The sequence below is a fragment of the Streptomyces lacrimifluminis genome (assembly GCF_014646095.1).
Taxonomy (GTDB): Bacteria; Actinomycetota; Actinomycetes; order Streptomycetales; family Streptomycetaceae; genus Streptomyces; species Streptomyces lacrimifluminis.
This window is the reverse complement of sequence record NZ_BMMU01000005.1, coordinates 233,365-255,807: the sequence shown is the minus strand read 5'-3', so window position 1 is coordinate 255,807 and position 22,443 is coordinate 233,365. Positions and strand designations below refer to the sequence as shown.

18 protein-coding genes are annotated in these 22,443 nt (G+C 69.5%); 13 read left to right on the top strand and 5 right to left on the bottom strand.

Annotated features, from left to right (window positions below; translation table 11 throughout):
• Window positions 1–197 precede the first annotated feature (197 nt).
• The 4 genes from IEY89_RS11090 (at window position 198) to IEY89_RS11075 (ending at window position 4,545) form a co-directional block, all read left to right on the top strand.
• Complete coding sequence (locus IEY89_RS11090; RefSeq protein WP_189147154.1) at window positions 198–365, top strand: SPOR domain-containing protein; 168 nt, start codon at window positions 198–200, stop codon at window positions 363–365.
• An 80-nt stretch (window positions 366–445) separates the two neighbouring features.
• The gene (locus IEY89_RS11085) at window positions 446–895 is read left to right on the top strand and encodes a (deoxy)nucleoside triphosphate pyrophosphohydrolase (RefSeq protein ID WP_189147153.1); all 450 of its coding nucleotides are present in this window, start codon (window positions 446–448) and stop codon (window positions 893–895) included.
• A 193-nt stretch (window positions 896–1,088) separates the two neighbouring features.
• On the top strand, window positions 1,089–1,496 hold the full coding sequence (locus IEY89_RS11080) for an ATP-binding protein (RefSeq protein WP_189147152.1): 408 nt from the start codon (window positions 1,089–1,091) through the stop codon (window positions 1,494–1,496).
• A 310-nt stretch (window positions 1,497–1,806) separates the two neighbouring features.
• The gene (locus IEY89_RS11075; RefSeq protein WP_189147151.1) at window positions 1,807–4,545 is read left to right on the top strand and encodes a SpoIIE family protein phosphatase; all 2,739 of its coding nucleotides are present in this window, start codon (window positions 1,807–1,809) and stop codon (window positions 4,543–4,545) included.
• 173 nt (window positions 4,546–4,718) lie between these two features.
• Here the strand turns inward: IEY89_RS11075 and IEY89_RS11070 are convergent, their stop codons facing one another.
• Window positions 4,719–6,302, bottom strand: coding sequence for a hypothetical protein (locus IEY89_RS11070; protein WP_189147150.1), 1,584 nt, complete (start codon window positions 6,300–6,302; stop codon window positions 4,719–4,721).
• A gap of 69 nt (window positions 6,303–6,371) precedes the next feature.
• Between IEY89_RS11070 and IEY89_RS11065 the strand changes: the two genes are divergently transcribed.
• Window positions 6,372–6,515, top strand: coding sequence for a hypothetical protein (locus IEY89_RS11065; RefSeq protein WP_189147149.1), 144 nt, complete (start codon window positions 6,372–6,374; stop codon window positions 6,513–6,515).
• Between the two features lie 88 nt (window positions 6,516–6,603).
• Here IEY89_RS11065 and IEY89_RS11060 read toward each other — a convergent pair whose 3' ends face one another.
• From IEY89_RS11060 to IEY89_RS11045, 4 genes are all read right to left on the bottom strand, one after another.
• Complete coding sequence (locus IEY89_RS11060; protein WP_189147148.1) at window positions 6,604–7,395, bottom strand: succinate dehydrogenase/fumarate reductase iron-sulfur subunit; 792 nt, start codon at window positions 7,393–7,395, stop codon at window positions 6,604–6,606.
• On the bottom strand, window positions 7,392–9,356 hold the full coding sequence (locus IEY89_RS11055) for a fumarate reductase/succinate dehydrogenase flavoprotein subunit (protein ID WP_189147147.1): 1,965 nt from the start codon (window positions 9,354–9,356) through the stop codon (window positions 7,392–7,394). The genes IEY89_RS11060 and IEY89_RS11055 overlap by 4 nt, the downstream gene beginning before the upstream one ends.
• A gap of 18 nt (window positions 9,357–9,374) precedes the next feature.
• Complete coding sequence (gene sdhC / locus IEY89_RS11050) at window positions 9,375–10,157, bottom strand: succinate dehydrogenase subunit SdhC (RefSeq protein ID WP_189147146.1); 783 nt, start codon at window positions 10,155–10,157, stop codon at window positions 9,375–9,377.
• 101 nt (window positions 10,158–10,258) lie between these two features.
• The gene (locus IEY89_RS11045; protein WP_189147145.1) at window positions 10,259–10,549 is read right to left on the bottom strand and encodes an Rv0250c family protein; all 291 of its coding nucleotides are present in this window, start codon (window positions 10,547–10,549) and stop codon (window positions 10,259–10,261) included.
• A gap of 285 nt (window positions 10,550–10,834) precedes the next feature.
• Here IEY89_RS11045 and IEY89_RS11040 point away from each other — a divergent pair, with 285 nt between their 5' ends.
• The 8 genes from IEY89_RS11040 to IEY89_RS11005 all read left to right on the top strand — a co-directional run.
• Window positions 10,835–13,120 (top strand): ABC transporter family substrate-binding protein, encoded by a 2,286-nt coding sequence (locus tag IEY89_RS11040; protein WP_189147144.1) that lies wholly within the window; start codon window positions 10,835–10,837, stop codon window positions 13,118–13,120.
• A gap of 101 nt (window positions 13,121–13,221) precedes the next feature.
• Window positions 13,222–13,842, top strand: coding sequence for a hypothetical protein (locus tag IEY89_RS11035; protein ID WP_189147143.1), 621 nt, complete (start codon window positions 13,222–13,224; stop codon window positions 13,840–13,842).
• 156 nt (window positions 13,843–13,998) lie between these two features.
• On the top strand, window positions 13,999–15,906 hold the full coding sequence (gene typA, locus IEY89_RS11030) for a translational GTPase TypA (RefSeq protein ID WP_189147142.1): 1,908 nt from the start codon (window positions 13,999–14,001) through the stop codon (window positions 15,904–15,906).
• 707 nt (window positions 15,907–16,613) lie between these two features.
• Window positions 16,614–18,248: a peptide ABC transporter substrate-binding protein gene (locus IEY89_RS11025; protein ID WP_189147141.1), complete on the top strand. Its 1,635-nt coding sequence runs from the start codon at window positions 16,614–16,616 to the stop codon at window positions 18,246–18,248.
• Between the two features lie 145 nt (window positions 18,249–18,393).
• Complete coding sequence (locus IEY89_RS11020; RefSeq protein ID WP_189147140.1) at window positions 18,394–19,326, top strand: ABC transporter permease; 933 nt, start codon at window positions 18,394–18,396, stop codon at window positions 19,324–19,326.
• Window positions 19,319–20,263 (top strand): ABC transporter permease, encoded by a 945-nt coding sequence (locus IEY89_RS11015; protein ID WP_189147139.1) that lies wholly within the window; start codon window positions 19,319–19,321, stop codon window positions 20,261–20,263. The genes IEY89_RS11020 and IEY89_RS11015 overlap by 8 nt, the downstream gene beginning before the upstream one ends.
• 10 nt (window positions 20,264–20,273) lie before the next feature.
• Entirely contained in the window at window positions 20,274–21,326 is a 1,053-nt protein-coding gene (locus IEY89_RS11010) for an ABC transporter ATP-binding protein (RefSeq protein WP_189147138.1), read from the top strand.
• On the top strand, window positions 21,319–22,443 hold a 1,125-nt coding region (locus tag IEY89_RS11005), incomplete at its 3' end, for an ABC transporter ATP-binding protein (protein ID WP_189147137.1). The genes IEY89_RS11010 and IEY89_RS11005, both read left to right, overlap by 8 nt.

Here is a 22,443-nt window from a genome sequence, read left to right as displayed (position 1 = left end):
CTGACCGGACGCACCGTGCACTTTCGGCGGCGCGTTCGACGTCGCGCGCCCCTCACCGCTGGCCGGTTGGCGTACCTCTTTGTGAAAAGTCGTGTTCGCTGCGTAAAGGTTAGGCGTAGGCTCGGGCATATGCGGATTGCGGTTTCCTTGGCGGGCGGGGCGCGGCGCAAGCCGGGGGCGGGAAGTGGAGGGGCTCCATGACCGACGGGACGATCACTCTTCCCTGGCTTGTCATACGGCAGGACGACAACGGCAATCGCTACCGCGTGGGCCGGTACGCGACCCGTGCGGAGGCGCAGAAGATCGCCGACAGCCTCGACGACCGCGGCCACAAGCAGCTCTACTGGGTCGAGCGGATCGGGTAGAACGGGCCGGGCGGAACCAGGTGATCCCGCGAACCGGGTGACATGGGACCGGTGATCCAGGCTCCCGTAGGCTCCGGCCCATGACGGAACGGACGGAACGGACGGAGCCGGCGGCAGCGCCGGAGCGCGCGGTCGAGGGGCGGGTCGTGGTCGTGGGAGCCGCCCTGCTGCGCGACGGACGCCTCCTCGCCGCCCGCCGCAGCGCGCCCCCCGAGCTGGCAGGCCGCTGGGAGCTGCCCGGCGGCAAGGTCGAACCGGGTGAGGCGCCGGAGGCCGCTCTCGTGCGCGAACTGCGCGAGGAACTGGGCGTCGACGCGGAACCCGATGAGCGCATCCCCGGGGAGTGGCCCCTGAAGGCGCCGTACGTCCTGCGCGTCTGGACCGCGCGGCTCCCGGCCGGCTCGGCCGAGCCCGAGCCGCTCCAGGATCACGACGAACTGCGCTGGCTGGCCCCGGCCGAGATCTGGGACGTGGACTGGCTGGATCAGGACGTGCCGGCGGTACGGGAAGCGGCAGCCCGGCTGGGGTGACCCTCGCGGCTCGACGAGCGGCGCGATGGCCGACTTGACGAGCGGCTCGTGGGGCCTGTGGGGCGCCTGGTGTGCGCGCCCCCTACGCCGTTCGTGCCACAGTGCGCCCTTGGAGGCGGTAATCGGCGCTGAATACCGGGTATGTGCCCATTAACCCCACGAAACCGGACATGGGTGGGTCGCTGGCTGGGAAGTGATCGGCGTGATCGACACCGAAGGCGACTGTGCCGAGTGGAGTTTTCCCGCGGAGCCCGGCGCCGTCCGCGGAGCCCGCACGGTCGTCCGCGGCCAACTCCGCGACTGGGGGCTCGACACCCTCGGGGAAATCGCCGCGCTGCTGGTCAGCGAGTTGGTGACCAACTCCCTCAGACATGCCACGGGCCCCATCGGGGTACGGCTGGTGCGACCCGCCGGGAGTGTGGCCACGCTCCTGGTCGAGGTCTCCGACCCGCTGCCCGACCCACCCCGCGAGCGCGCCGCCGGCCCCGAGGAGGAGGGCGGCCGGGGCCTCCAGCTGGTGGCCCACTCGTCCAGCCGCTGGGGAACCCGCTCCGCCGACGCGGGCAAGACGGTGTGGTTCGAACTGCCGGTACCGGGATGAGACCCGACCGGGCGGGGAACCCGGTGTCCCGGCCATCACGAACCGCGCGCCGGGGTGCACGGCGGTGGTACGCCCGCTCCCCCTCCGTCTGCCGTGTGGTTCAGGCCACTGGCAGTTGTCGTCAATAGTGGTTCGACCGGTGGTCCCCTGGTTAGAAGACTGGGAGTGTGGTCGCGGGCCGGTCCGAAAAGCATCGGGATTGTCCCGTGATCGTGAACACCGTGTTGTGGGGCGCCGTAGTGCTGGATACTGCGGGCAGCCGCCCCCGGTGACCGGTGCCGGACGCGGTGAGCTGGAGGGGACGGTTCGCGTGAGCGAGATACCAGCGAAGGCCACGGAGTCCAAGGACCCGTCGGGCGGCGCGAGTGCGGCGGACGCGGGTGCTGCCGCGACCGGTGCGTCACGCCGTGCGTGGGGCGCCGGGGGCCCCGTCGGCGGTGACGCGATACGCGATGCGACACGTGAAACCACGCGTGACACCATGGGCGATCCGGTGCACGACACGACACGTGACACCGCGCAGGACCGCGCGCGTGATGTGACAGGTGACCCCATGTGGCAGAGCAGCCCTCCCGGCTCGATCTACGACTACATCAAGGTGGCGTCCTTCTCCATCGGCCCCGACGGGCTGGTCGACCAGTGGAGCCTGCGCGCCGAGAAGATCTTCGGCATCCCCGCCGCGCGGGCCGTGGGCATGGACCCCATCGAGGCCTTCATCGACCCCGATCTGCGTGAGCGCGGCCAGCGGAAGATGGCGGAGATCCTCGACGGCCGGGAGTGGACCGGTGTCGTCCCGTTCCGCGTCCGCGAGCCCGAACCGGGCGAGGAGGGCCGCCGGGAGGGGCTCGCCGAGGTCTATGTGATGCCGACGCGGACGGAGGAGGGCGAGAGGGCCGCCGTCTGCATCGTCGTCGATGTCCGGACGCTGAGGCAGATGGAGACCGACCTCGCCGCCTCGCAGGCGATTTTCGGACAATCTCCGTTCGGCTTCCTGCTGATCGACACCGAGCTCCGCGTCCGGCGCGCCAACCAGCGCTTCGCCTCGATCTACGGCGGCGATGTCGACGACCACCGGGGCCGCGGTGTGTACGACTACCTGCGCTCTCCCGAGGCCGAGCGGGTCTCGGCGACGCTGCGCCGGGTTCTGGAGACCGGTGACTCGATAACGGACATGCACATCACCGGCTTCGTCCCCGGCTCCGACGAGCGCCGGCACTGGTCGGTCAACCTGTACCGCGTGCACAGCGGCACCGGCCGCCCCATCGGCGTCGCCTGGCTCGCCCTCGACATCACCGCCCGCCGCGCCGCCGCCCGCGAGGCCGCCGCCGCACGGCGCAATCTCGCCCTTCTGAACGAGGCCGGCTCCCGCATCGGGAACTCCCTGGACCTGGAAACCACAGCGCGCGAACTCCTCGACGTCGTCGTCCCCGGTTTCTGCGACCTCGCGACCGTCGACCTCTACCAGGGGCTGCTGGCCGGCGACGAGACCCCGCCGGGGCTCGCCGACGGCAGTGCCGAGCTCCGCCGCGTCGCGTTCGCGAGCGCCGTCTCCGACGCGCCCTTCGCCGGTGGCCAGGAGCCGGTGAGCGTCGGCGCGGTGCACCACTTCCCGTTCAACTCGCCCTGCGCGGACGCCCTGCGCACCGCCCGAGCGCAGTTCGTCCCCGCCGAGGACAACGGCGCCATCCAGTCCACGCTGGCCGTCCCGATGGTCGCCCACGACACCGTCGTCGGCCTCGCACAGTTCTCCCGTACGAAGGGCAGCGAGCCGTTCGGGGAGCGGGACCGGTCGCTGGCCTGGGAGTTGGCCGCGCGGGCCGCCGTCTGTATCGACAACGCCCGGCTGTACCGGCGTGAGCACGAGCGGGCGCTGATCCTCCAGCGCTCCCTGCTGCCCCCGGGCGACCCGGAGGCCTCCGGTCTCGACATCGCCTGCCGCTATCTGCCCGGCAACGCGGCCACCGAGGTCGGCGGTGACTGGTTCGACGTCATCGAACTCCCCGGCAACCGCACCGCGCTGGTGGTCGGCGACGTGATGGGACGGGGGCTGCGCGCCGCCGTCGCCATGGGTGAACTCCGTACCGCCGTCCGCACCCTGGCGCTTCTCGACCTCGAACCGGCCGAGGTCCTCTCCGCGTTGGACGAGATCGCGCGCGGCCTCGGTACCCCCGGCGGCGTCCAGCAGGCCACCCGCGCCGCCCGCCAGCCCCGCGACGCCGACCTCTCCGAGGTGTACCTCGCGACCTGTATCTACGCGGTCTACGACTCGGTGACCCGCAGGTGCACCTTCGCCAACGCAGGCCATCTGCCGCCCGTGCTCGTCGAACCCGGCGAGGACGCGCTGATGCTCGACGTGCCGCCGGGCATGCCGCTCGGTGTCGGCGGCGAGCCCTTCGAGGAGGTCGAGGTCGAACTACCCGAAGGTTCGCTGTTGGCGCTCTACACGGATGGACTGGTCGAATCCCGCGACCACCCCCTCGACGAGGGCCTCCAGGCGTTCGTCGGCGCCCTCCGCGACCCTTCCCAGCAGCTGGAGGACGTCTGCGACCACGTCCTCAGCACCCTCGACACCCACCACGGCGAGGACGACATCGCCCTGCTGATGGCCCGTGTCCAGGGGCTGCCCGCCGATTCCGTCGGCGACTGGACCCTGCCGCGCGAGCCGCGCAGTGTGGGCCGGGCCCGCGAGTACACCCGCACCCAGCTCACCGCCTGGGGCCTCGAACCCCTCATCGACACCACGGAGTTGCTGGTCAGCGAGCTGGTCACCAACGCCCTGCGCTACGGCGAGGGCGAGATCCGGCTCCGGCTCCTCCTCGACCGCATGCTGGTGTGCGAGGTGTGGGACGCGGGCCTCGTCCAGCCGCGCCGCCGCCGCGCCCGCGACACCGACGAGGGCGGACGCGGCCTCCAGCTGGTCGGCCTGCTCAGCGCCGCCTGGGGCTCCCGCCGGACCCCGCGCGGCAAGACGGTGTGGTTCGAGCTCCCCCTGCCGGACGCGGGAACGGTCCTCGCGGACCCGGCGGAGGCGCTGCTGAGTCTGTTCTGACGGACAGACGCGTACTTACGGAGTTCACGGAGAGTTCTTACGGTGCGCTGACCGGGAGGCCCTAGGTGAGCGCCCGCCGTCCTGCCTCGGTGGGTCGTCGTGCGGCTGCGGGTCCGTCGTGGGCGGTCGCGCCCACGCGGCGGAGCCGCATATCGACACAGCCCCGCGCCCCTTCAGGGCGCGACGCCTCGCCGAGCCCGCGTTGCCGGGCCGCCGAAGGAACCCGGCGCGCCGCCGGTCAGCGCCTCGGCCTCCGCGTCCGGCAGATCGCCGAGCAGGATCCCGCCGAGGACCGCCCCTGCGACCCCGTTCGTGTGCTCGGGCCGTCCGCCGTACGGGTTCCCGTGCGCGCGCACGTCCCGCTCGGCCAGTTCGCGGGCCCGCAGCGCGAAGGCGTCGGCCTCCGCCGGGTCCTGGTCCAGCAGCCGGCGTGCCTCGGCCAGCCGGGTCCGGGCCTCGGCGCCCACCGCGCCCCGGTGCGTGCCCACGAAACCGTCCGCGGCGTCGGCGGCACAGCGGGCCACCAGCCGCACGGCACCGGGCACCGTCCCGAGGGGCGCGGACACCGCAGCGACCCGGCGCAGGGCCTCCAGGGGGTCGTAGGGCCCGGCGGCGGCCTCCTCCCGTACGGCGGCCAGGGCGGCCCGGGCGTGACGGACATGCCCCTCCAGCGCGCCTACGGGCACCCCCGTCCCCGTCCCCTCGGCAACTCGCTCCCGCGCCTCCACGGCCGCGGCCTCCACCTCGTCCAGCGCGTCCGGAACCGCCTGTGCGGCGGCGGCCAGTGCGGACACGAGACGGTCGACGCCGTCCACGAACACCTCGGCCTGGGCGATCGCGCCCTCGGCGGCGCGCAGATGCAGCACGGCCCTGTCCGGTTCGCCCAGGTCGGCGGACTGACGGGCCCGGTTGAGCCCGGTCGTGGCGAACACCAGCCGGTCCTTCGCCTGTTCGACCTGGCCCGAGACGGCGAAGGAGGCGGCGGGCGCGTACAGCTCACCGAGGTCGGCGAGGGTGGCCCCGGCGGCCCCCGTACGGACGGTCAGTTCCCGGAAGCGCACCTCGGCGTGTCCGAGCGCGCCGGTCAGGTCCTGTTCCAGGGCGCGCAGCCGGTCGAAGCCCGCGGCCTCCGCGTCCAGTCGCCGCCCCGCGTCCACACACCGGGCGACGATCTCGTCGAGGGTGCTCCGGGAGGCGTCCGTCGGGTTGTCGTCGTACGCCTGACGCAGTTGGAAGGCTGCCGACAGTTCGGCCTCGGCGTAGCGCACGGCCTCCGTGAACGGCGCGACCGCCTCGGCGCCGAGCAGCCCCTCCACGAAGCCGAGTTCCTCACGGCTGGTGCGTACACAGTCGTCGGCCGCGACCAGCGACTTGCGGGCCTGCCGGTCGAGTTCGGGCGCCGTGGGCCGCGCGGCAGGAGGCAGGGCGGTGGGAGTCGTACGGGTCCTGGCTCGGCGTCTGCGGCGGGCATAGCCGTACGCGGCCACCGCGATCGCCGTGCCCGCCACCGCGAGGGGCAGGACCAGATCGCCGGTGGAGGACTCCTCCTCCGGCGCCGCGGCATCGGAGCCGTCGGACCCCGCCGGTGCGCTGCCGACCGCCGAGACGGGAACCTCGTACCTCTCGTGGTCCGCGGTCGCCCCGGGCAGCACCAGCCACATCACCCCGATCACCCCGCCCAGCGCGGTGTGCGCCAGGCGCACGGGTATGTGGGAGGCGGCTCGTCGCGGCCTGCCCCTGGTAAGTGAGGGCGTCACATTTGTGAGCGTATGGGGGTGATCGCGGGTGCGCGACCGGGGTGGGGCAGGGGTGGCGGGAGAGGAGAAATGGGCAAGCTCCCCGCAGGCGTGTTCGAAGGGGGGCGGGGATGCACCGGGACCGGTATCGGCGTCACCATGACCGGCCTGCTGCTGACGATCGCGGGCGCCTGGTTCCAGCCGCTGTCCACGCGGGAGCGACTCGAAGGGTGACCGGCACGACCCGCAAGGAGCGCACTCGCGCCCTCGCCCCCGTACCGGCCCCCACTACTTCGACGCGGGAGCTCATGGCCCCCGGAACTCATGAACTCCCCGACCGTCTCCTGATCTTCGAGCCCAGCCACACCAGCGGGTCGTACTTGCGGTCGACCGCCCTTTCCTTCAGGGGGATCAGGGCGTTGTCCGTGATGTGGATGCCCTCCGGGCACACCTCGCTGCAGCACTTGGTGATGTTGCAGTAGCCGAGGCCGTGGTCCTCCTGGGCGGTGCGCTTGCGGTCCAGGCCGGATTCCGCCGCCGCGTCCAACGGGTGCATGTCGAGTTCCGCGACGCGCATCAGGAAGCGTGGGCCGGCGAACGCGGGCTTGTTCTCCTCATGGTCGCGGACCACATGGCAGGTGTCCTGGCACAGGAAGCACTCGATGCACTTGCGGAACTCCTGCGACCGGTCCACGTCCTCCTGCATCATCCGGTACTCCCCGGGGCCCACACCGTCCGGCGGCACGAAGGACGGCACCTCGCGGGCCTTCGCGTAGTTGAACCCGACGTCGGTGACGAGATCCCGGACCACGGGGAAGGCCCGCAGGGGAGTCACCGTGATCGTCTCCTCGCGGGTGAACACCGACATCCGGGTCATGCACAGCAGCCGGGGACGTCCGTTGATCTCCGCCGAGCACGAACCGCACTTGCCCGCCTTGCAGTTCCAGCGGACGGCGAGGTCGGGCGCCTGGGTCGCCTGGAGCCGGTGGATGATGTCGAGGACGACCTCGCCGTCGTTCACCTCGACCGCGAAGTCCTTGAGCCCGCCGCCCTTCACATCACCGCGCCACACCTTGAAGCGGGCCTCGTAGCTGCTGCTCACGCTGCTGCTCACTCGTACAGCTCCTCGTCGGTGAGGTACTTGACCAGCTCCTCTTTCTCGAAGAGGGCGAGCAGGTCGGGGCGGACGGGGTCGGTGGTCTCGCGGGTGAGGGCGATCAGGCCGTTCACCTGGTCCGTGCCCGCCAGCCCGGCGGCGGGATCGGAGAGTTGGCACAGCAGATTCACGTTGCGCCACTCACGGTCCATCGTCGGATGGTCCTCACGGGTGTGGCCGCCGCGCGACTCGGTGCGCTCCAGTGCCGCCAGGGCCACGCATTCGCTGACCAGCAGCATGTTCCGCAGATCGAGGGCGAGATGCCAGCCCGGGTTGAACTGGCGGTGCCCCTCGACACCGGCGCGGTGGGCCCGTACCCGCAGCTCGGCCAGCTTCTCCAGCGCCTGCTCCATCTCGCCCTCGCGGCGGATGATGCCGACCAGGTCGTTCATGGTCTGCTGGAGCTCCTGGTGGAGGGTGTACGGGTTCTCCGGTGTGCGTCCGTCGTGCTCGCCCGGCGCCGGGCCCTCCGCCGAGAAGGGGCGCAGGGCCTCCGCCGCCGCCGTGTCGATCTGGTCCTCGTCCACGGGTGGGCGGTCGGCGGCCGATAGCGCGTACTCGGCCGCGTGCAGGCCCGCCCGGCGGCCGAACACCAGCAGGTCGGAGAGGGAGTTGCCGCCGAGCCGGTTGGACCCGTGCATCCCGCCCGCGACCTCACCGGCCGCGAACAGCCCGGGCACCCCGCGGGCGGCGGCGGTGTCCGACTCGACCGCGATACCACCCATCACGTAGTGGCAGGTGGGCCCGACCTCCATCGCCTCGGCGGTGATGTCGACATCCGCCAGCTCCTTGAACTGGTGGTACATGGAGGGCAGTCGGCGCCGGATCACCTCCGCCGGCATCCGCGTCGAGACGTCCAGGAAGACACCGCCGTGCGGGGAGCCGCGGCCCGCCTTGACCTCGGAGTTGATGGCGCGGGCCACCTCGTCCCGGGGGAGCAGTTCGGGGGGCCGGCGGTTGTGGTCGGGGTCGTCGTACCAGCGGTCGCCCTCGGCCTCCGACTGGGCGTACTTCTCCTTGAAGACGTCCGGGATGTAGTCGAACATGAAGCGTTTTCCGTCGGAGTTGCGCAGCACCCCGCCGTCGCCGCGGACCGATTCCGTGACGAGGATGCCTTTGACCGACGGGGGCCAGACCATGCCCGTCGGGTGGAACTGCACGAACTCCATGTTCAGCAGGGGCGCTCCGGCGAGCAGCGCCAGCGCGTGGCCGTCACCCGTGTACTCCCACGAGTTCGACGTCACCTTGAACGACTTGCCGATCCCGCCGGTCGCGATGACGACGGAAGGGGCTTCGAGGACGAAGAACCGGCCCGTTTCGCGCTCGTAGGCGAAGACACCGGAGACCCGGTCGCCCGCGGCGGAGCCGCTGTCAGGCACAGTCTTCAACACCCGGGTGACCGTGCACTCCTGGAAGACCTTCAGCCGGGACTCGTAGTCGCCGGTCTCCTTCTTGTCCTGCTGCTGGAGGGAGACGATCTTCTGCTGCAGGGTGCGGATGAGCTCCAGGCCCGTGCGGTCGCCGACGTGCGCGAGACGCGGGTACTCGTGGCCGCCGAAGTTGCGCTGGGAGATCCGGCCGTCGCGCGTACGGTCGAAGAGGGCACCCCAGGTCTCCAACTCCCAGACCCGGTCCGGTGCTTCCTGCGCGTGCAGCTCCGCCATCCGCCACTGGTTGAGGAACTTGCCGCCGCGCATGGTGTCCCGGAAGTGGACCTGCCAGTTGTCACCCGAGTTGACGTTGCCCATGGCGGCGGCGATCCCGCCCTCGGCCATCACCGTGTGCGCCTTGCCGAACAGCGACTTGCAGATCACCGCCGTACGGGCGCCACGCTCGCGTGCCTCGATGGCGGCGCGCAGCCCGGCGCCACCGGCGCCCACCACTACGACGTCCCATTCCTGTCGATCGACCACGGACATCAGAAGGCACCTCCCAATCTAAAAGAAGCGCGGATCATCGAAAGCACCGGAGGCGACCAGGTACACGTAGAAGTCGGCGAGCGCCACGCTCACCAACGACGCCCAGGCGAGCAGCATGTGACGGGCGTTCAGTTTTCCGACCCACTGCCAGGCGCGGTACCGCACGGGGTGCTTGGAGAAGTGCTTGAGCTTGCCGCCGACGATGTGCCGGCAGGAGTGGCAGGAGAGCGTGTACGCCCAGATCAGCGTGATGTTGAGCAGGAAGACCAGGGTGCCGAGGCCCATGTGGCCCCACTCGTAGTGCTCGTCACGGAAGGACAGGACCGTGTCGTAGGTGAGGATCCCGGCGACCAGCAGTGCCGCGTAGAAGAAGTAGCGGTGGATGTTCTGCAGGACGAGAGGGAAGCGCGTCTCGCCCGTGTACTTCTTGTGCGGCTCGGCCACCGCGCAGGCGGGCGGGGACGCCCAGAAGCCGCGGTAGTAGGCCTTGCGGTAGTAGTAGCAGGTCAGACGGAAGCCCAGCGGGAAGATCAGGATGATGATCGCGGGGGAGACGCCCCACCAGCCGCCGAACAGGTCGGCGTTGGGGCCGTCCCGCATGGGCGCGCAGTTGTCCGCCAGGCAGGGCGAGTAGAACGGCGAGACGTACGGGGCCGCGTAGTAGTCGGCGTTCGCGAACGCCCGCCAGGTCGAGTACACGATGAACGCCAGCAGACCGGCGGCCGTGGCGGCGGGCGCCAGCCACCAGCGGTCGGTCCGCAGGTGCGGGGCGTCGATGGCGGCGCGGGTAGGGGTCCTCACGCCGCCGCGTGGTGGCTGGGGGCCCGTATCGGGTGGGGAATCGGGATCGGTATCGCTGTCGGTACCGGTTTCAGTGGCCAAGGAGAACTCCGGTCGGATTCTCAGGGGGCGTGACGGTCGTGGGCGCCGAGTCCTTCGTCGTCCGAGTCTGTCCACAGGCTGTTGTCGTACGGGGTGTCGGGGATCGTCACGAGGTCGGGGCGCCGGGGCTGGGCGAGCCCGGGGGCGGCCTCGCGGAGCAGCGCGAGACTCTCGCGCAGGTGGTTGGCGTCGCTGCGGAGGCGGCGCAGTTCGAGGCCGCCCTTGCCGATCTGCTGTTCGAGGCGGCCCATCGACCGGAACAGGTCGTCGAGGCAGCGCTGGATGGACGTCAGTTCGTCGTTCACGGACATGACGTGACCTCACTTCCGTAGGCCGGGGCCTTGGACGGCAACGTTCATGCGCCTGCGAGTGTTGCGCGTCACACCTTCCGGTGGGAAGGGATGTGCACCGATTGGCCGAGGCGTATGGGTGCATCCCGCGGTGCACTGCGCCGCACGGGTGGGCTTCCCGGCTGTCGTCGCCGTGTCGCCGTCCGTTGCCGAACCCTTTCCTCTTCAGTGGCCGCATACATGCGATCAGCTCCATATACCGCCAAAAGTGATCATAACGCCCGCGGCTCCCGGAGGTAAGCAGAGATGTCCCACCACGGCGTCGGACTGCGCGCGGTAACGCGCTCGGTCGCCTTCCTCACCGCCGGCGTGCTCGCCGTGCCCCTGGTCACCGCGTGCGGCGGTGACCAGGACGAAGAGAGCAAGCCGCTCGCCGGGCAGGACATCGCCCCCGCCGCCCGCTCCCTGCTCGCCGACGGCGGCACTCTGCGCTGGGCCGTGGACTCCGTACCGGAGACGCTCAACACCTTCCAGGCGGACGCCGACGCGACGACCACCCGCGTGGCGCAGGCCGTGCTGCCGTCGATGTACCGGCTCGACGTGAACGGCCGGCCCGAGCGCAACGCCGACTTCCTGGAGTCCGCGAAGGTCGTCGAGACCGAGCCCCAGCAGGTCGTCCTCTACAAGCTGCACCAGCAGGCCGTCTGGAGCGACGGCCGGGAGATCGGTGCCGCCGACTTCGCCGCCCAGTGGCGTGCCCTGTCCGGCAGGGACTCCGCGTACTGGACCGCCCGCAACGCCGGGTACGACAGGATCGAGAAGGTGCAGCGCGGCGCGAACGACCTTGAGGTCAAGGTCACCTTCAGCCGTCCCTACGCCGACTGGAAGTCGCTGTTCTCGCCGCTGTACCCCAAGGAGGTCATGGGCACCCCGGACTCCTTCAACGAAGGCGCGCGGCGCAAGCTCAAGGTCACCGCCGGGCCCTTCAACCTCAAGAAGATCGCCAAGGCGGACGGCGACATCGTCCTCGTCCGCAATCCGCGCTGGTGGGGCCGTACGGCCAGGCTCGACGGGATCGTGCTGCACGCCGTTCCGCGCGACAAGCGCGCCGAGGCGCTCGCCGCCGGCAAGGTGGACGTCGCCGAGATCGACCCCGCCGAGGCCGAGCGCATCGTTCTCGCCGCGCGCGGCAAGTCCACCCCCCTCCAGGGCCCGGGCGCCGCGCTCACCCCGGCCCGCGCCCTGCGGTCCTGGGCCCTCGCGCACGGTTCCGACGAGGAGGCCGCCGGGGCGGAGAGCAGCGTCCGCCGCAAGCAGCGCGACGCGGCCACCAAGTACGCCGGGCAGCAGCAGTCGCTCAGCGCGTTCGAGGTGCGCAAGTCCCTCGAACCGGCCTACACCCAGCTCGCCCTCAACGGCGCCGACGGCCCTCTCGCCGACGAGCGGGTGCGTCGCGCGGTCGCCCGTGCGCTGGACCGCGAGGAGATCGCCGGCCTCGTGCTCAAGCCGCTGGGGCTGCCCGCCGTACCCGTCGGCAGTCATCTCGCGCTCTCCGGGCAGGCCGCCTACGCCGACAACAGCGGCGCGCTCGGCGGCCAGGACACCGACGAGGCCGAGCAACTGCTCGCCGACGCCGGATGGGTGCAGGGCGGCCCGCTCGGGAAGCCGAAGAAGAAGGACGGCGACGCGGAGAAGGCCGCCGGGGGCGAGGGGAAGAAGGCCAGCGGCAGGTCCGCCTCCCCGAAGGCCTCCCCGAAGGCGTCACCCAAGGCCGGCAAGGGCAGGGGTGACGACGACGGGACCTATGTCGTCGGCGACGACGAAAAGCCGTACGGCGAGCCCGTCCGCGAGGACCATCAGGACCCGCGGGACCACCAGGACCACCGGGACCACCGGGACGGTTCGGGGAAGAAGAACCTCGCCCAGGACGGCAAGCAGTCCGTCCGCAAGCACCCGGAGCAGGGCGGTGCGCCCGGTGCCTACGCGCCCAAGGGCACCCCCGCTCCCGCCGGGGCCGCCGGGGCGCTCGCCAAGGACGGCAAGCCGCTGACCCTGCGGTTCGTGCTCCCCTCGGGGCCGGGCTCCGCCACGCTGCGGGCCGTGGGCGAGCGGATCGCGCGGATGCTGGACCGGGTCGGGATCCGTACCGCCGTGACCAAGGTCTCCGACGACAGCTACTTCAAGGACCACATCGCCTCCGGGCAGTACGACCTGGCGCTGTACTCGTGGCCCGCGTCCGCCTTCCCCGCCACCGACGCGCGGCCCATCTACGCCAAGCCGGTGCCCGCCGCCGACGGATCCCTCAACGTCGAGCAGAACTACACCCGGGTCGGCACCGACCAGGTGGACCAGCTGTTCGACCAGGCCATCGCCACCCTCGACGAGGGCAGGTCGGCCTCGCTGGTGCGCAAGGCCGACGCCCGGATCTGGGCGGCCGGCGGATCCATTCCCCTCTTCCAGCGGCCCCAGCTCACGGCCGTGAAGAAGAACGTCGCCAACCTGGGCGCCTTCGGTTTCCAGACGCCCGTCTACGAGGACATGGGGTTCCTGAAGAAGGGGACGACACCGTCGGCCGGTCCCTCTCAGGACTAGCCCGACGAGCCAGGGGTACGATCCCGCGCAAGTGATCAACACGGCTGCCGTCCCGCACCACGCGGGGCGGCAGCCGTCGTACGGGGGAAGGGGACCGAGCGATGCGCGGTTCGGTATGTCGGGGCTGGGCGGTGCTGGGGGTCGTGGCCGTTCTGGCCGGAGGTTCGGCGGGGTGCACCAGCGAGGCGGACAGTGGTCCGCGTGCCGAAGCGTGCGTGGACGGGCGGTACTCCTGGTCCGGGGTCCGGCACCGGGAGAAGCTCACCGCGCTCGCCGATCCGATCACGTTCGAGAAGAAGACCGACTCCTACTCGGCCCTGCTCAAGCCGGTCGCCGACACCGTCCACCGGCCCAAGGTGACCGGCGCGCCAGCAGGTGTCGGAGCGGCCCGCGTGATCAAGGCACTGGGCGAGCACCTGAAGGTGCATGAGCCGCTGGCCGACCCCTCGGAGACGGAGCGGGCCGAGGACAGCCACTACTTCGAAGCGGACACCGGGGATCTCAAGGGCTCGTACTACGCCTGGGGGTGGATCAACTTCGTCGACGCGGACTTCACCTACACCTGTGTGGGGAGCACCACGTCCCGCAAGGGTCATGTGCGGACCTGGGACACGGTCGGCAGTGGTTTTCTGCACTGTTCCTCGGACGCCGAAACCGCAGCTGGCCGCGCTGCGGCCCGCCAGACGTGTCCGGCCGGATCCGCCGCCGCGAAGGCCGCCTGACCCCACCGCTCCGGGCGCCTGCCGAGGCCCTGCGGAGGCCGACTCCTGCGGGGCCCCGTACCATGGGGTAAGGCCGTGGCATGTTCAGCCCGGCAGGGTCCGCGTAACACAGATGTACGCGCAGGCCATCCACTCAAGCCGGGAGTACGCCGCAATATGGCCACGCGCCACGACATCCGCAACGTTGCCATCGTCGCCCACGTCGACCACGGGAAGACGACCCTGGTCGACGCCATGCTGAAGCAGGCCGGTGCCTTCGCCGCGCACGCCGCCGAGTCGCTCGACGACCGCATGATGGATTCGAACGACCTGGAACGTGAGAAGGGCATCACGATCCTCGCCAAGAACACGGCGGTGAAGTACCACCCGAAGGACGGGGGGGACGTCATCACCATCAACATCATCGACACCCCGGGCCACGCCGACTTCGGTGGTGAGGTCGAGCGCGGTCTGTCGATGGTGGACGCCGTCGTTCTGCTGGTCGACGCCTCCGAGGGGCCGCTGCCGCAGACCCGGTTCGTGCTGCGCAAGGCGCTCCAGCAGCGTCTGCCGGTCATCCTGTGCATCAACAAGACCGACCGCCCGGACTCCCGGATCGACGAGGTCGTCAACGAGACCTACGACCTGTTCCTGGACCTGGACGCGGACGAGGAGCAGATCGAGTTCCCCATCGTCTACGCGTGTGCGCGTGACGGTGTCGCCTCGCTGACCAAGCCGGAGAACGGCACCGTCCCGGCCGACAGCAACAGCCTGGAGCCGTTCTTCTCCACGATCCTGTCGCACGTCCCGGCCCCCTCGTACGACGAGGAGGCCCCGCTCCAGGCGCACGTCACCAACCTGGACGCCGACAACTTCCTCGGCCGTATCGCGCTGCTCCGGGTCGAGCAGGGCGAGCTGCGCAAGGGCCAGACCGTCACCTGGATCAAGCGTGACGGCACGATGTCCAACGTCCGCATCACCGAGCTGATGATGACCGAGGCGCTCACCCGCAAGCCCGCCGAGATGGCCGGCCCGGGTGACATCTGTGCCGTCGCCGGTATCCCGGACATCATGATCGGTGAGACCCTCGCCGACCCCGAGAACCCGATCGCGCTGCCGCTCATCACGGTCGACGAGCCGGCGATCTCCATGACCATCGGTACGAACACCTCGCCGATGGTCGGCCGCGGCGGCACCGGCAAGGGTGCCGAGAACAAGGCCGTGGTCAAGGACCGCAAGGTCACCGCCCGGCAGGTCAAGGACCGTCTCGACCGCGAGCTGATCGGTAACGTCAGCCTCCGCGTCCTCGACACCGAGCGTCCCGACGCCTGGGAGGTCCAGGGCCGTGGTGAGCTGGCGCTCGCCATCCTGGTCGAGCAGATGCGCCGCGAGGGCTTCGAGCTGACCATCGGCAAGCCGCAGGTGGTCACCCAGGTGATCGACGGCAAGGTCCACGAGCCGGTCGAACGCATGACGATCGACGTCCCCGAGGAGCACATGGGCGCGGTCACGCAGCTCATGGGCGTCCGCAAGGGCCGGATGGACAACATGTCCAACCACGGCTCCGGTTGGGTGCGGTTGGAGTTCGTCGTTCCCTCCCGCGGTCTCATCGGCTTCCGTACGGAGTTCCTGACCGGCACGCGTGGCACGGGCATCGCCCACTCCATCCACGAGGGCCACGAGCCGTGGTTCGGCGTGCTGACGACCCGTAACAACGGTTCGCTGGTGGCCGACCGGGCCGGCGCCGTCACCGCGTTCGCGATGACGAACCTCCAGGAGCGCGGTGTGCTGTTCACCGACCCCGGCACCGAGGTGTACGAGGGCATGATCGTCGGCGAGAACTCGCGCTCCGACGACATGGACGTGAACATCACCAAGGAGAAGAAGCTCACCAACATGCGGTCGGCCTCGGCCGACTCGTTCGAGGCGATCGTCCCGCCGCGCAAGCTCTCCCTGGAGCAGTCCCTGGAGTTCTGCCGCGACGACGAGTGCGTCGAGGTGACCCCGGAGGCGGTCCGCATCCGCAAGGTGAACCTGGACGCCCGCGAGCGCGCCCGCTCCGCCAGCCGCGCCAAGCACGGCTAGCACGGCCGGGCACGGCTGACGCCGGGCCTTCGCCGAACGCACCGGGTACGCCCGCTTCACGGTGGGGGTGCCCGGTGTCGTCGTAGGGGCATAGGGGGAAAACCCTTCAGTTGAGGAGGTGGGCTCTCCTGCACGCAGTGCCCGCACTACCCTGCTGCTGGAGGGGATCGACCGGCGGTCGTGGGACCCGTGTCTGTGCGCCCGCTGTGCCGTCGTCGGCCTACCGGTCGAAGGGCTCGGGGAGCCTCGGCCACCGAGAGACCTGTCGCGGCGGTGTGCTGATGCCGCGACAGGCGATGTCACTCCCTGCGTCCAGGGTCTGTGGGCGCCGCTGAGAAAGCACGCACGGCGGCCACGGCGTACGCAACTCATTTTCTGCTTCACCATGTCCGGAATGCGGACACTCGTTTCCGATAGATGTGTAACAAGTCCGTTTCGCAGGGATCTTTCGGCAAACTGTTTGTCCGGATTTTGGAAGAAGTATGTGGCAGGTGTGATCGAACCGAGACCTTGTGGGTGTGGTTCGGTCATGTCGCATGGCAGATAGTTAGGCGCGTAGAGCTCGGATCTACGGGTCACGCACAGCAATCTGTGCCGACTCGCGGGCGTGGGGGGCATTGGCTTTCTCGGTACCGGCAACGGTGGCGGTGGTGTGTCGTCTGCTCTCTTTTTTTGCGGTGAACCAATGGACTCATGAGGAGGAACCCATGCGCGGTGCCAGGAGCGCCAAGTGGGTCGCGATAGCTGCGGTTGTGGCACTGAGTGCGACCGCCTGCGGCGGTGGCGGTGACGACGGTGGCAGCGGCGGCGACGACAAGGCCGCGGTCGACCCGAACGGTACGTTCACGGTCGAGTCCGGTGAGCCGGAGAACCCGCTGCAGCCGGCCAACACCATGGAGTCCTACGGCAGCATCGTGATCAACTCGTTGTTCACCGGCCTGGTGGACTACGACGAGAGCGGCAAGATCGTCTTCATGAACGCCGATTCGGTGGACACCAAGGACAGCAAGACCTTCACGGTCAAGCTCAAGTCCGGCTGGAAGTTCCACGACGGCACCCCGGTCACCGCGGAGTCCTACGTCAAGGCCTGGAACTGGGCCGCGGCCCCGGCCAACGCGCAGACGAACAGCTTCTGGTTCTCGGACATCAAGGGCTACGACGAGGTCGCCCCCGAGTCGGGCAAGCCCAAGGCCACCGAGCTGTCCGGCCTGAAGGTCGTCGACGACACCACCTTCACCATCGAGCTGACCAAGGCGATTCCGTACTTCGTCTACAAGCTCGGCTACCAGGTCTTCTCCCCGCTTCCCGAGTCCTTCTACGCGGACCCGAAGGCGGCCGGCGAGAAGCCGGTCGGCAACGGTCCGTACCAGTTCGTCAGCTGGGACCACAAGAAGGCCATCACGGTCAAGAAGTACGCCGGGTACACGGGCTCCAACGCGGCGAAGAACGGCGGTGTGGTCTTCAAGAACTACTCCACCCCCGAGACCGCCTACGAGGACCTGAAGTCCGGCAACCTGGACGTCATCACCCAGGTCGCGCCGAAGGACCTGCCGGTCTACAAGCAGGACCTCGGAGACCGTGCCGTCGACCAGGCCTACTCGGCGATCCAGAGCATTGCCCCGGCCTTCTACTCGAAGCAGTTCAAGGACATCGACCCGAAGGTCATCCAGGGCCTGTCGAGGGCGATCGACCGCGACACCATCACCAAGACCGTGCTCCAGGGCACCCGTGAGCCCGCCACCGGCTGGGTCGCGAAGGGTGTTCTCGGCTACGCGCCGGACGCCGCGGGTGACGTCACCAAGTACGACCCCGCCGCGGCCAAGGCGCTCATCAAGGAGGGTGGCGGCGTTCCGGGCAACGCCATCACCATCCAGTTCAACGCCGACGGCGGTCACAAGGAGTGGGTGGAGGCGGTCTGCAACTCGATCACCAACGCCACCGGTGTCAAGTGCTCCGGCGACTCGAAGGCCGACTTCCAGGCCGACCTCCAGGCCCGTAAGGCCAAGGAGGTCAAGTCCTTCTACCGCTCGGGCTGGGTGCTGGACTTCCCGATGAACGCCAACTTCATCCGGGACCTGTTCGGCACCAAGTCGGACGGCAACCAGAGCGGCTTCTCCAACAAGACGCTCGACACGGAGATCGCCGCCGCCGACGGTGCCGCCACGCTGGACGACTCGGTGAAGGCGTACCAGGAGATCGAGAAGCAGCTCCCGAACTACATGCCGAGCATTCCGCTCTGGTACTACAAGGTCAACGCGGGCTACTCGGAGAAGGTCTCGGGCGTCCAGTTCGGCCAGGACGGCGACCCCATCCTGACCGGCGTCCAGGTCAAGAAGAAGTAACCGAAGACAGCCCGTTGTCCGGGGCGCCCACACCGAGTCCCGGACAACAGCGGCAGCGGTCGGGGGGCCCTTTCCACACGCATCGCGAAGCGGTGCGCGGGGGAAGGGCCCGTCTGCTGCCGCTGTGACTTTTTTTGGAGGCACGATGGGGCGCTACGTCGCACGACGACTGCTCCAGATGATCCCGGTGTTCTTCGGAACGACCCTGCTGATCTTCCTGATGGTCTACGCCCTGCCCGGTGACCCGGTCCAAGGACTGTTCGGCGACAAGGGCGGCAGTCCGCAGGTGATCGCCGCGCTGCGGCACGAGTACGGCCTGGATCAGAACATCTTTGTGCAGTACTTCAATTACATGAAGGGCATCATCCTGCATGCCGACTTCGGCACGCAGGTGGCCAGCGGACGCCCCGTCACCGACGTGCTCGGCGACGCCTTCCCGGTGACCCTGCGCCTGGGTGGTTTCGCCTTCGCCATCGAGATCGTCATCGGGATCAGCCTCGGTGTCTTCGCCGGCCTGCACGCCGGACGCGCCGCCGACACCGCGGTGCTGCTGATCACGCTGCTGCTGATCTCGGTCCCGGTGTTCGTCCTCGGCTTCCTCCTCAAGTGGATCTTCGCCGACGAACTCCGGTGGCTGGAGCCGAACGTCAACGACCCCTCGAACTACGGTCAGTTGCTGATGCCGGCCATTGTGCTGGCCACGGCGTCGCTGGCCTATGTGTCCCGGCTGACCCGTACGTCGATCGCTGAGAACATGCGCGCCGACTACGTCCGTACGGCCATCGCGAAGGGCCTGCCCCGGCGCCGGGTGGTGACCGTCCACCTGATGCGCAACTCGATGATCCCGGTGGTCACCTACCTGGGCACGGACATCGGCGCCCTGCTCGGCGGTGCCGTCATCACCGAGGGCATCTTCAACATCCAGGGCATCGGCGGCACGATCTACCAGTCGCTCGTCCGCCGGGAAGGCACCACCCTCGTGGGCCTGGTCACCATCCTCGTGCTCGTGTACCTCGTTGCCAGCCTCCTTGTCGACCTGCTTTACGCGGTCCTTGACCCGAGGATTCGCTATGCCTGACCTGACGAAAACCGACGTCGGCGCACCGGACGACGTGAGCGCGGGCGACCCCGCCCCGCAACCGGTCGCCAAGGCCGAGAAGGCCCGCAGCCTGTGGGGCGACGCCTGGCAGGACCTGCGGCGCAACAAGATCTTCATCGTCTCGTCGGTGCTGATCCTGTTCCTGCTGACGATCACGTTCTTCCCCGGCTGGTTCACCAGCGCCAACCCGGCCTACGGCGACCTGGCCAAGCACTACCTGCAGAAGCCGCAGCTCGGAAAGGTCTTCTCGCCCGAGTGGCTGGGCTACGACCAGCAGGGCCGCAGCGTCTACGCCCGGCTCGTCTACGGCGCCCGGACCTCCATAGCCGTCGGCTTCGGCACCACGGTCCTCGTGACGGTCACGGGCGGTCTGGTCGGCATGATCGCCGGTTACTTCGGCGGCATCATCGACTCGGTACTGTCGCGCCTCGTGGACGTGTTCTTCGGCATCCCGTTCCTGCTGGGCACCATGGTCGTCCTCAACTCCTTCCCGGAGCGCACGGCGTGGGTCGTCATCGGCGCCCTGGGCTTCTTCGGCTGGACCCAGCTGGCCCGCGTCATGCGCGGTGCGGTGATCACCACCAAGCAGGCCGACTACGTCCAGGCGGCCAAGGCGCTGGGTGCCGGTACCCCGCGCATCCTGTTCCGGCACATCCTGCCGAACACCCTGGCCCCGGTGATCGTCGTCGCGACCATCTCGCTCGGCGTCTACATCGGCGCGGAGGCCACCCTGTCGTTCCTGGGCCTCGGCCTGAACGGTGTCTCCTGGGGCAACGACATCTCCGACGGCGGCGCCCAGATCCGGGTGGCCCAGTGGATCATGCTCTACCCGTCGATCATGCTCACCCTCACGGTGCTGGCATTCATCATGCTCGGCGAAGCGGTCCGCAACGCCCTTGACCCGAAGACACGCTGAGGGAGGCGTAATGACCATCATCGAAGAAGTCGCTCCGGTTCCGGCCCCCCGCGACGGCGCGGACGCCCCCCTGCTCGAAGTGCGTGACCTGCACGTCGAGTTCGTCACCCGCGAGGGAGTCGTACGGGCCGTCAACGGCGTCAACTACAACGTGCACGCGGGCGAGACGCTCGCCGTGCTCGGTGAGTCCGGCTCCGGCAAGTCGGTGACCGCACAGGCGATCATGGGCATCCTCGACATGCCGCCCGCGCGGATTCCCCAGGGGGAGATCCTCTTCCAGGGCCAGGACATGCTCAAGATGTCCACCGAGGCGCGCCGCCGCATCCGCGGTCAGCGCATCGCCATGATCTTCCAGGACGCGCTCAGCTCGCTCAACCCGGTGCTCAGCGTCGGCTACCAGCTGGGCGAGATGTTCCGCGTCCACCAGGGCATGTCCAAGAAGGACGCCAAGGTCAAGGCGATCGAGCTGATGGACCGGGTGAAGATCCCGGCCGCCGCCGCTCGCGTGAACGACTACGCGCACCAGTTCTCCGGGGGTATGCGCCAGCGCATCATGATCGCCATGGCGCTGGCCCTGGAGCCGGACCTGATCATCGCCGACGAGCCCACGACGGCCCTCGACGTGACGGTCCAGGCCCAGGTCATGGACCTGCTCGCCGAGTTGCAGCGCGAGTTCAACATGGGTCTCATCCTGATCACCCACGACCTGGGCGTGGTCGCCGACGTCGCGGACAAGATCGCGGTGATGTACGCGGGCCGGATCGTGGAGCGTGCCCCGGTCCACGAGCTGTACAAGCGGCCGGCGCACCCGTACACCCGAGGCCTGCTGGACTCGATCCCGCGCCTGGACCAGAAGGGCCAGGAGCTGTACGCGATCAAGGGGCTGCCGCCCAACCTGCTGCGCGTGCCGACCGGTTGCGCTTTCAACCCGCGCTGCCCCAAGGCCGAGGACATCTGCCGTACGGAGGTCCCCGAGCTGCTGCAGGTCACCGAGCGGGACGGCGCCGAGCTGGCCGGCCGCGGTTCGGCCTGCCACTTCTGGAAGGAGACGATCCATGGCTGAGCAGCTCAGCAAGGACGACGAGCCGCAGGACGCCACGCCGAACGTCTCCGACGTCGAGATCGTGGACGCCTCCTCCGCGACGGAGGCGGTCGCCGCGATCGAGGCACCCGTCGAGCGGGGCGAGCCGATCCTCCAGGTGCGCAACCTGGTGAAGCACTTCCCGCTCACCATGGGCGTCCTGTTCAAGAAGCAGGTCGGCGCAGTCAAAGCGGTCGACGGCATCTCCTTCGACCTGTACCAGGGCGAGACCCTGGGCATCGTGGGCGAGTCCGGCTGCGGCAAGTCCACCGTGGCCAAGCTCCTGATGAACCTGGAGCGGGCGACGGCCGGCGAGATCTTCTACAAGGGCCAGGACATCACCAAGCTGTCCGGGCGCGCGCTGAAGGCCGTACGACGCAACATCCAGATGGTGTTCCAGGACCCGTACACCTCGCTCAACCCGCGTATGACGGTCGGCGACATCATCGGGGAGCCCTTCGACATCCACCCCGAGGTGGCCCCCAAGGGCGACCGGCGCCGCAAGGTGCAGGAGCTGTTGGACGTCGTCGGTCTCAACCCGGAGTACATCAACCGGTACCCGCACCAGTTCTCCGGCGGTCAGCGCCAGCGCATCGGTATCGCGCGCGGCCTGGCCCTCAACCCGGAGATCATCATCTGCGACGAGCCGGTGTCGGCCCTCGACGTGTCCGTCCAGGCACAGGTCATCAACCTGATGGAGCGACTGCAGGACGAGTTCAACCTCTCCTACATCTTCATCGCCCACGACCTGTCGATCGTCCGGCACATCTCGGACCGGGTCGGGGTGATGTACCTCGGGCGGATGGCCGAGATCGGCACCGACGAGCAGATCTACGACCACCCGACGCACCCCTACACCCAGGCGCTGCTGTCGGCGGTCCCGGTGCCGGACCCGGACGCCCGTGAGGGCCGGGAGCGGATCATCCTGACCGGCGACGTGCCGTCCCCGGCCAACCCGCCGTCCGGCTGCAGCTTCCGGACCCGCTGCTGGAAGGCGCAGGACAAGTGCGCCGAGGAGACACCGCTGCTGGCGGTCCCCGAGCGGTTCAGGGGCTCGGACTCCGAGGCCGCCCACGAGTCGGCGTGCCACTTCGCCGAG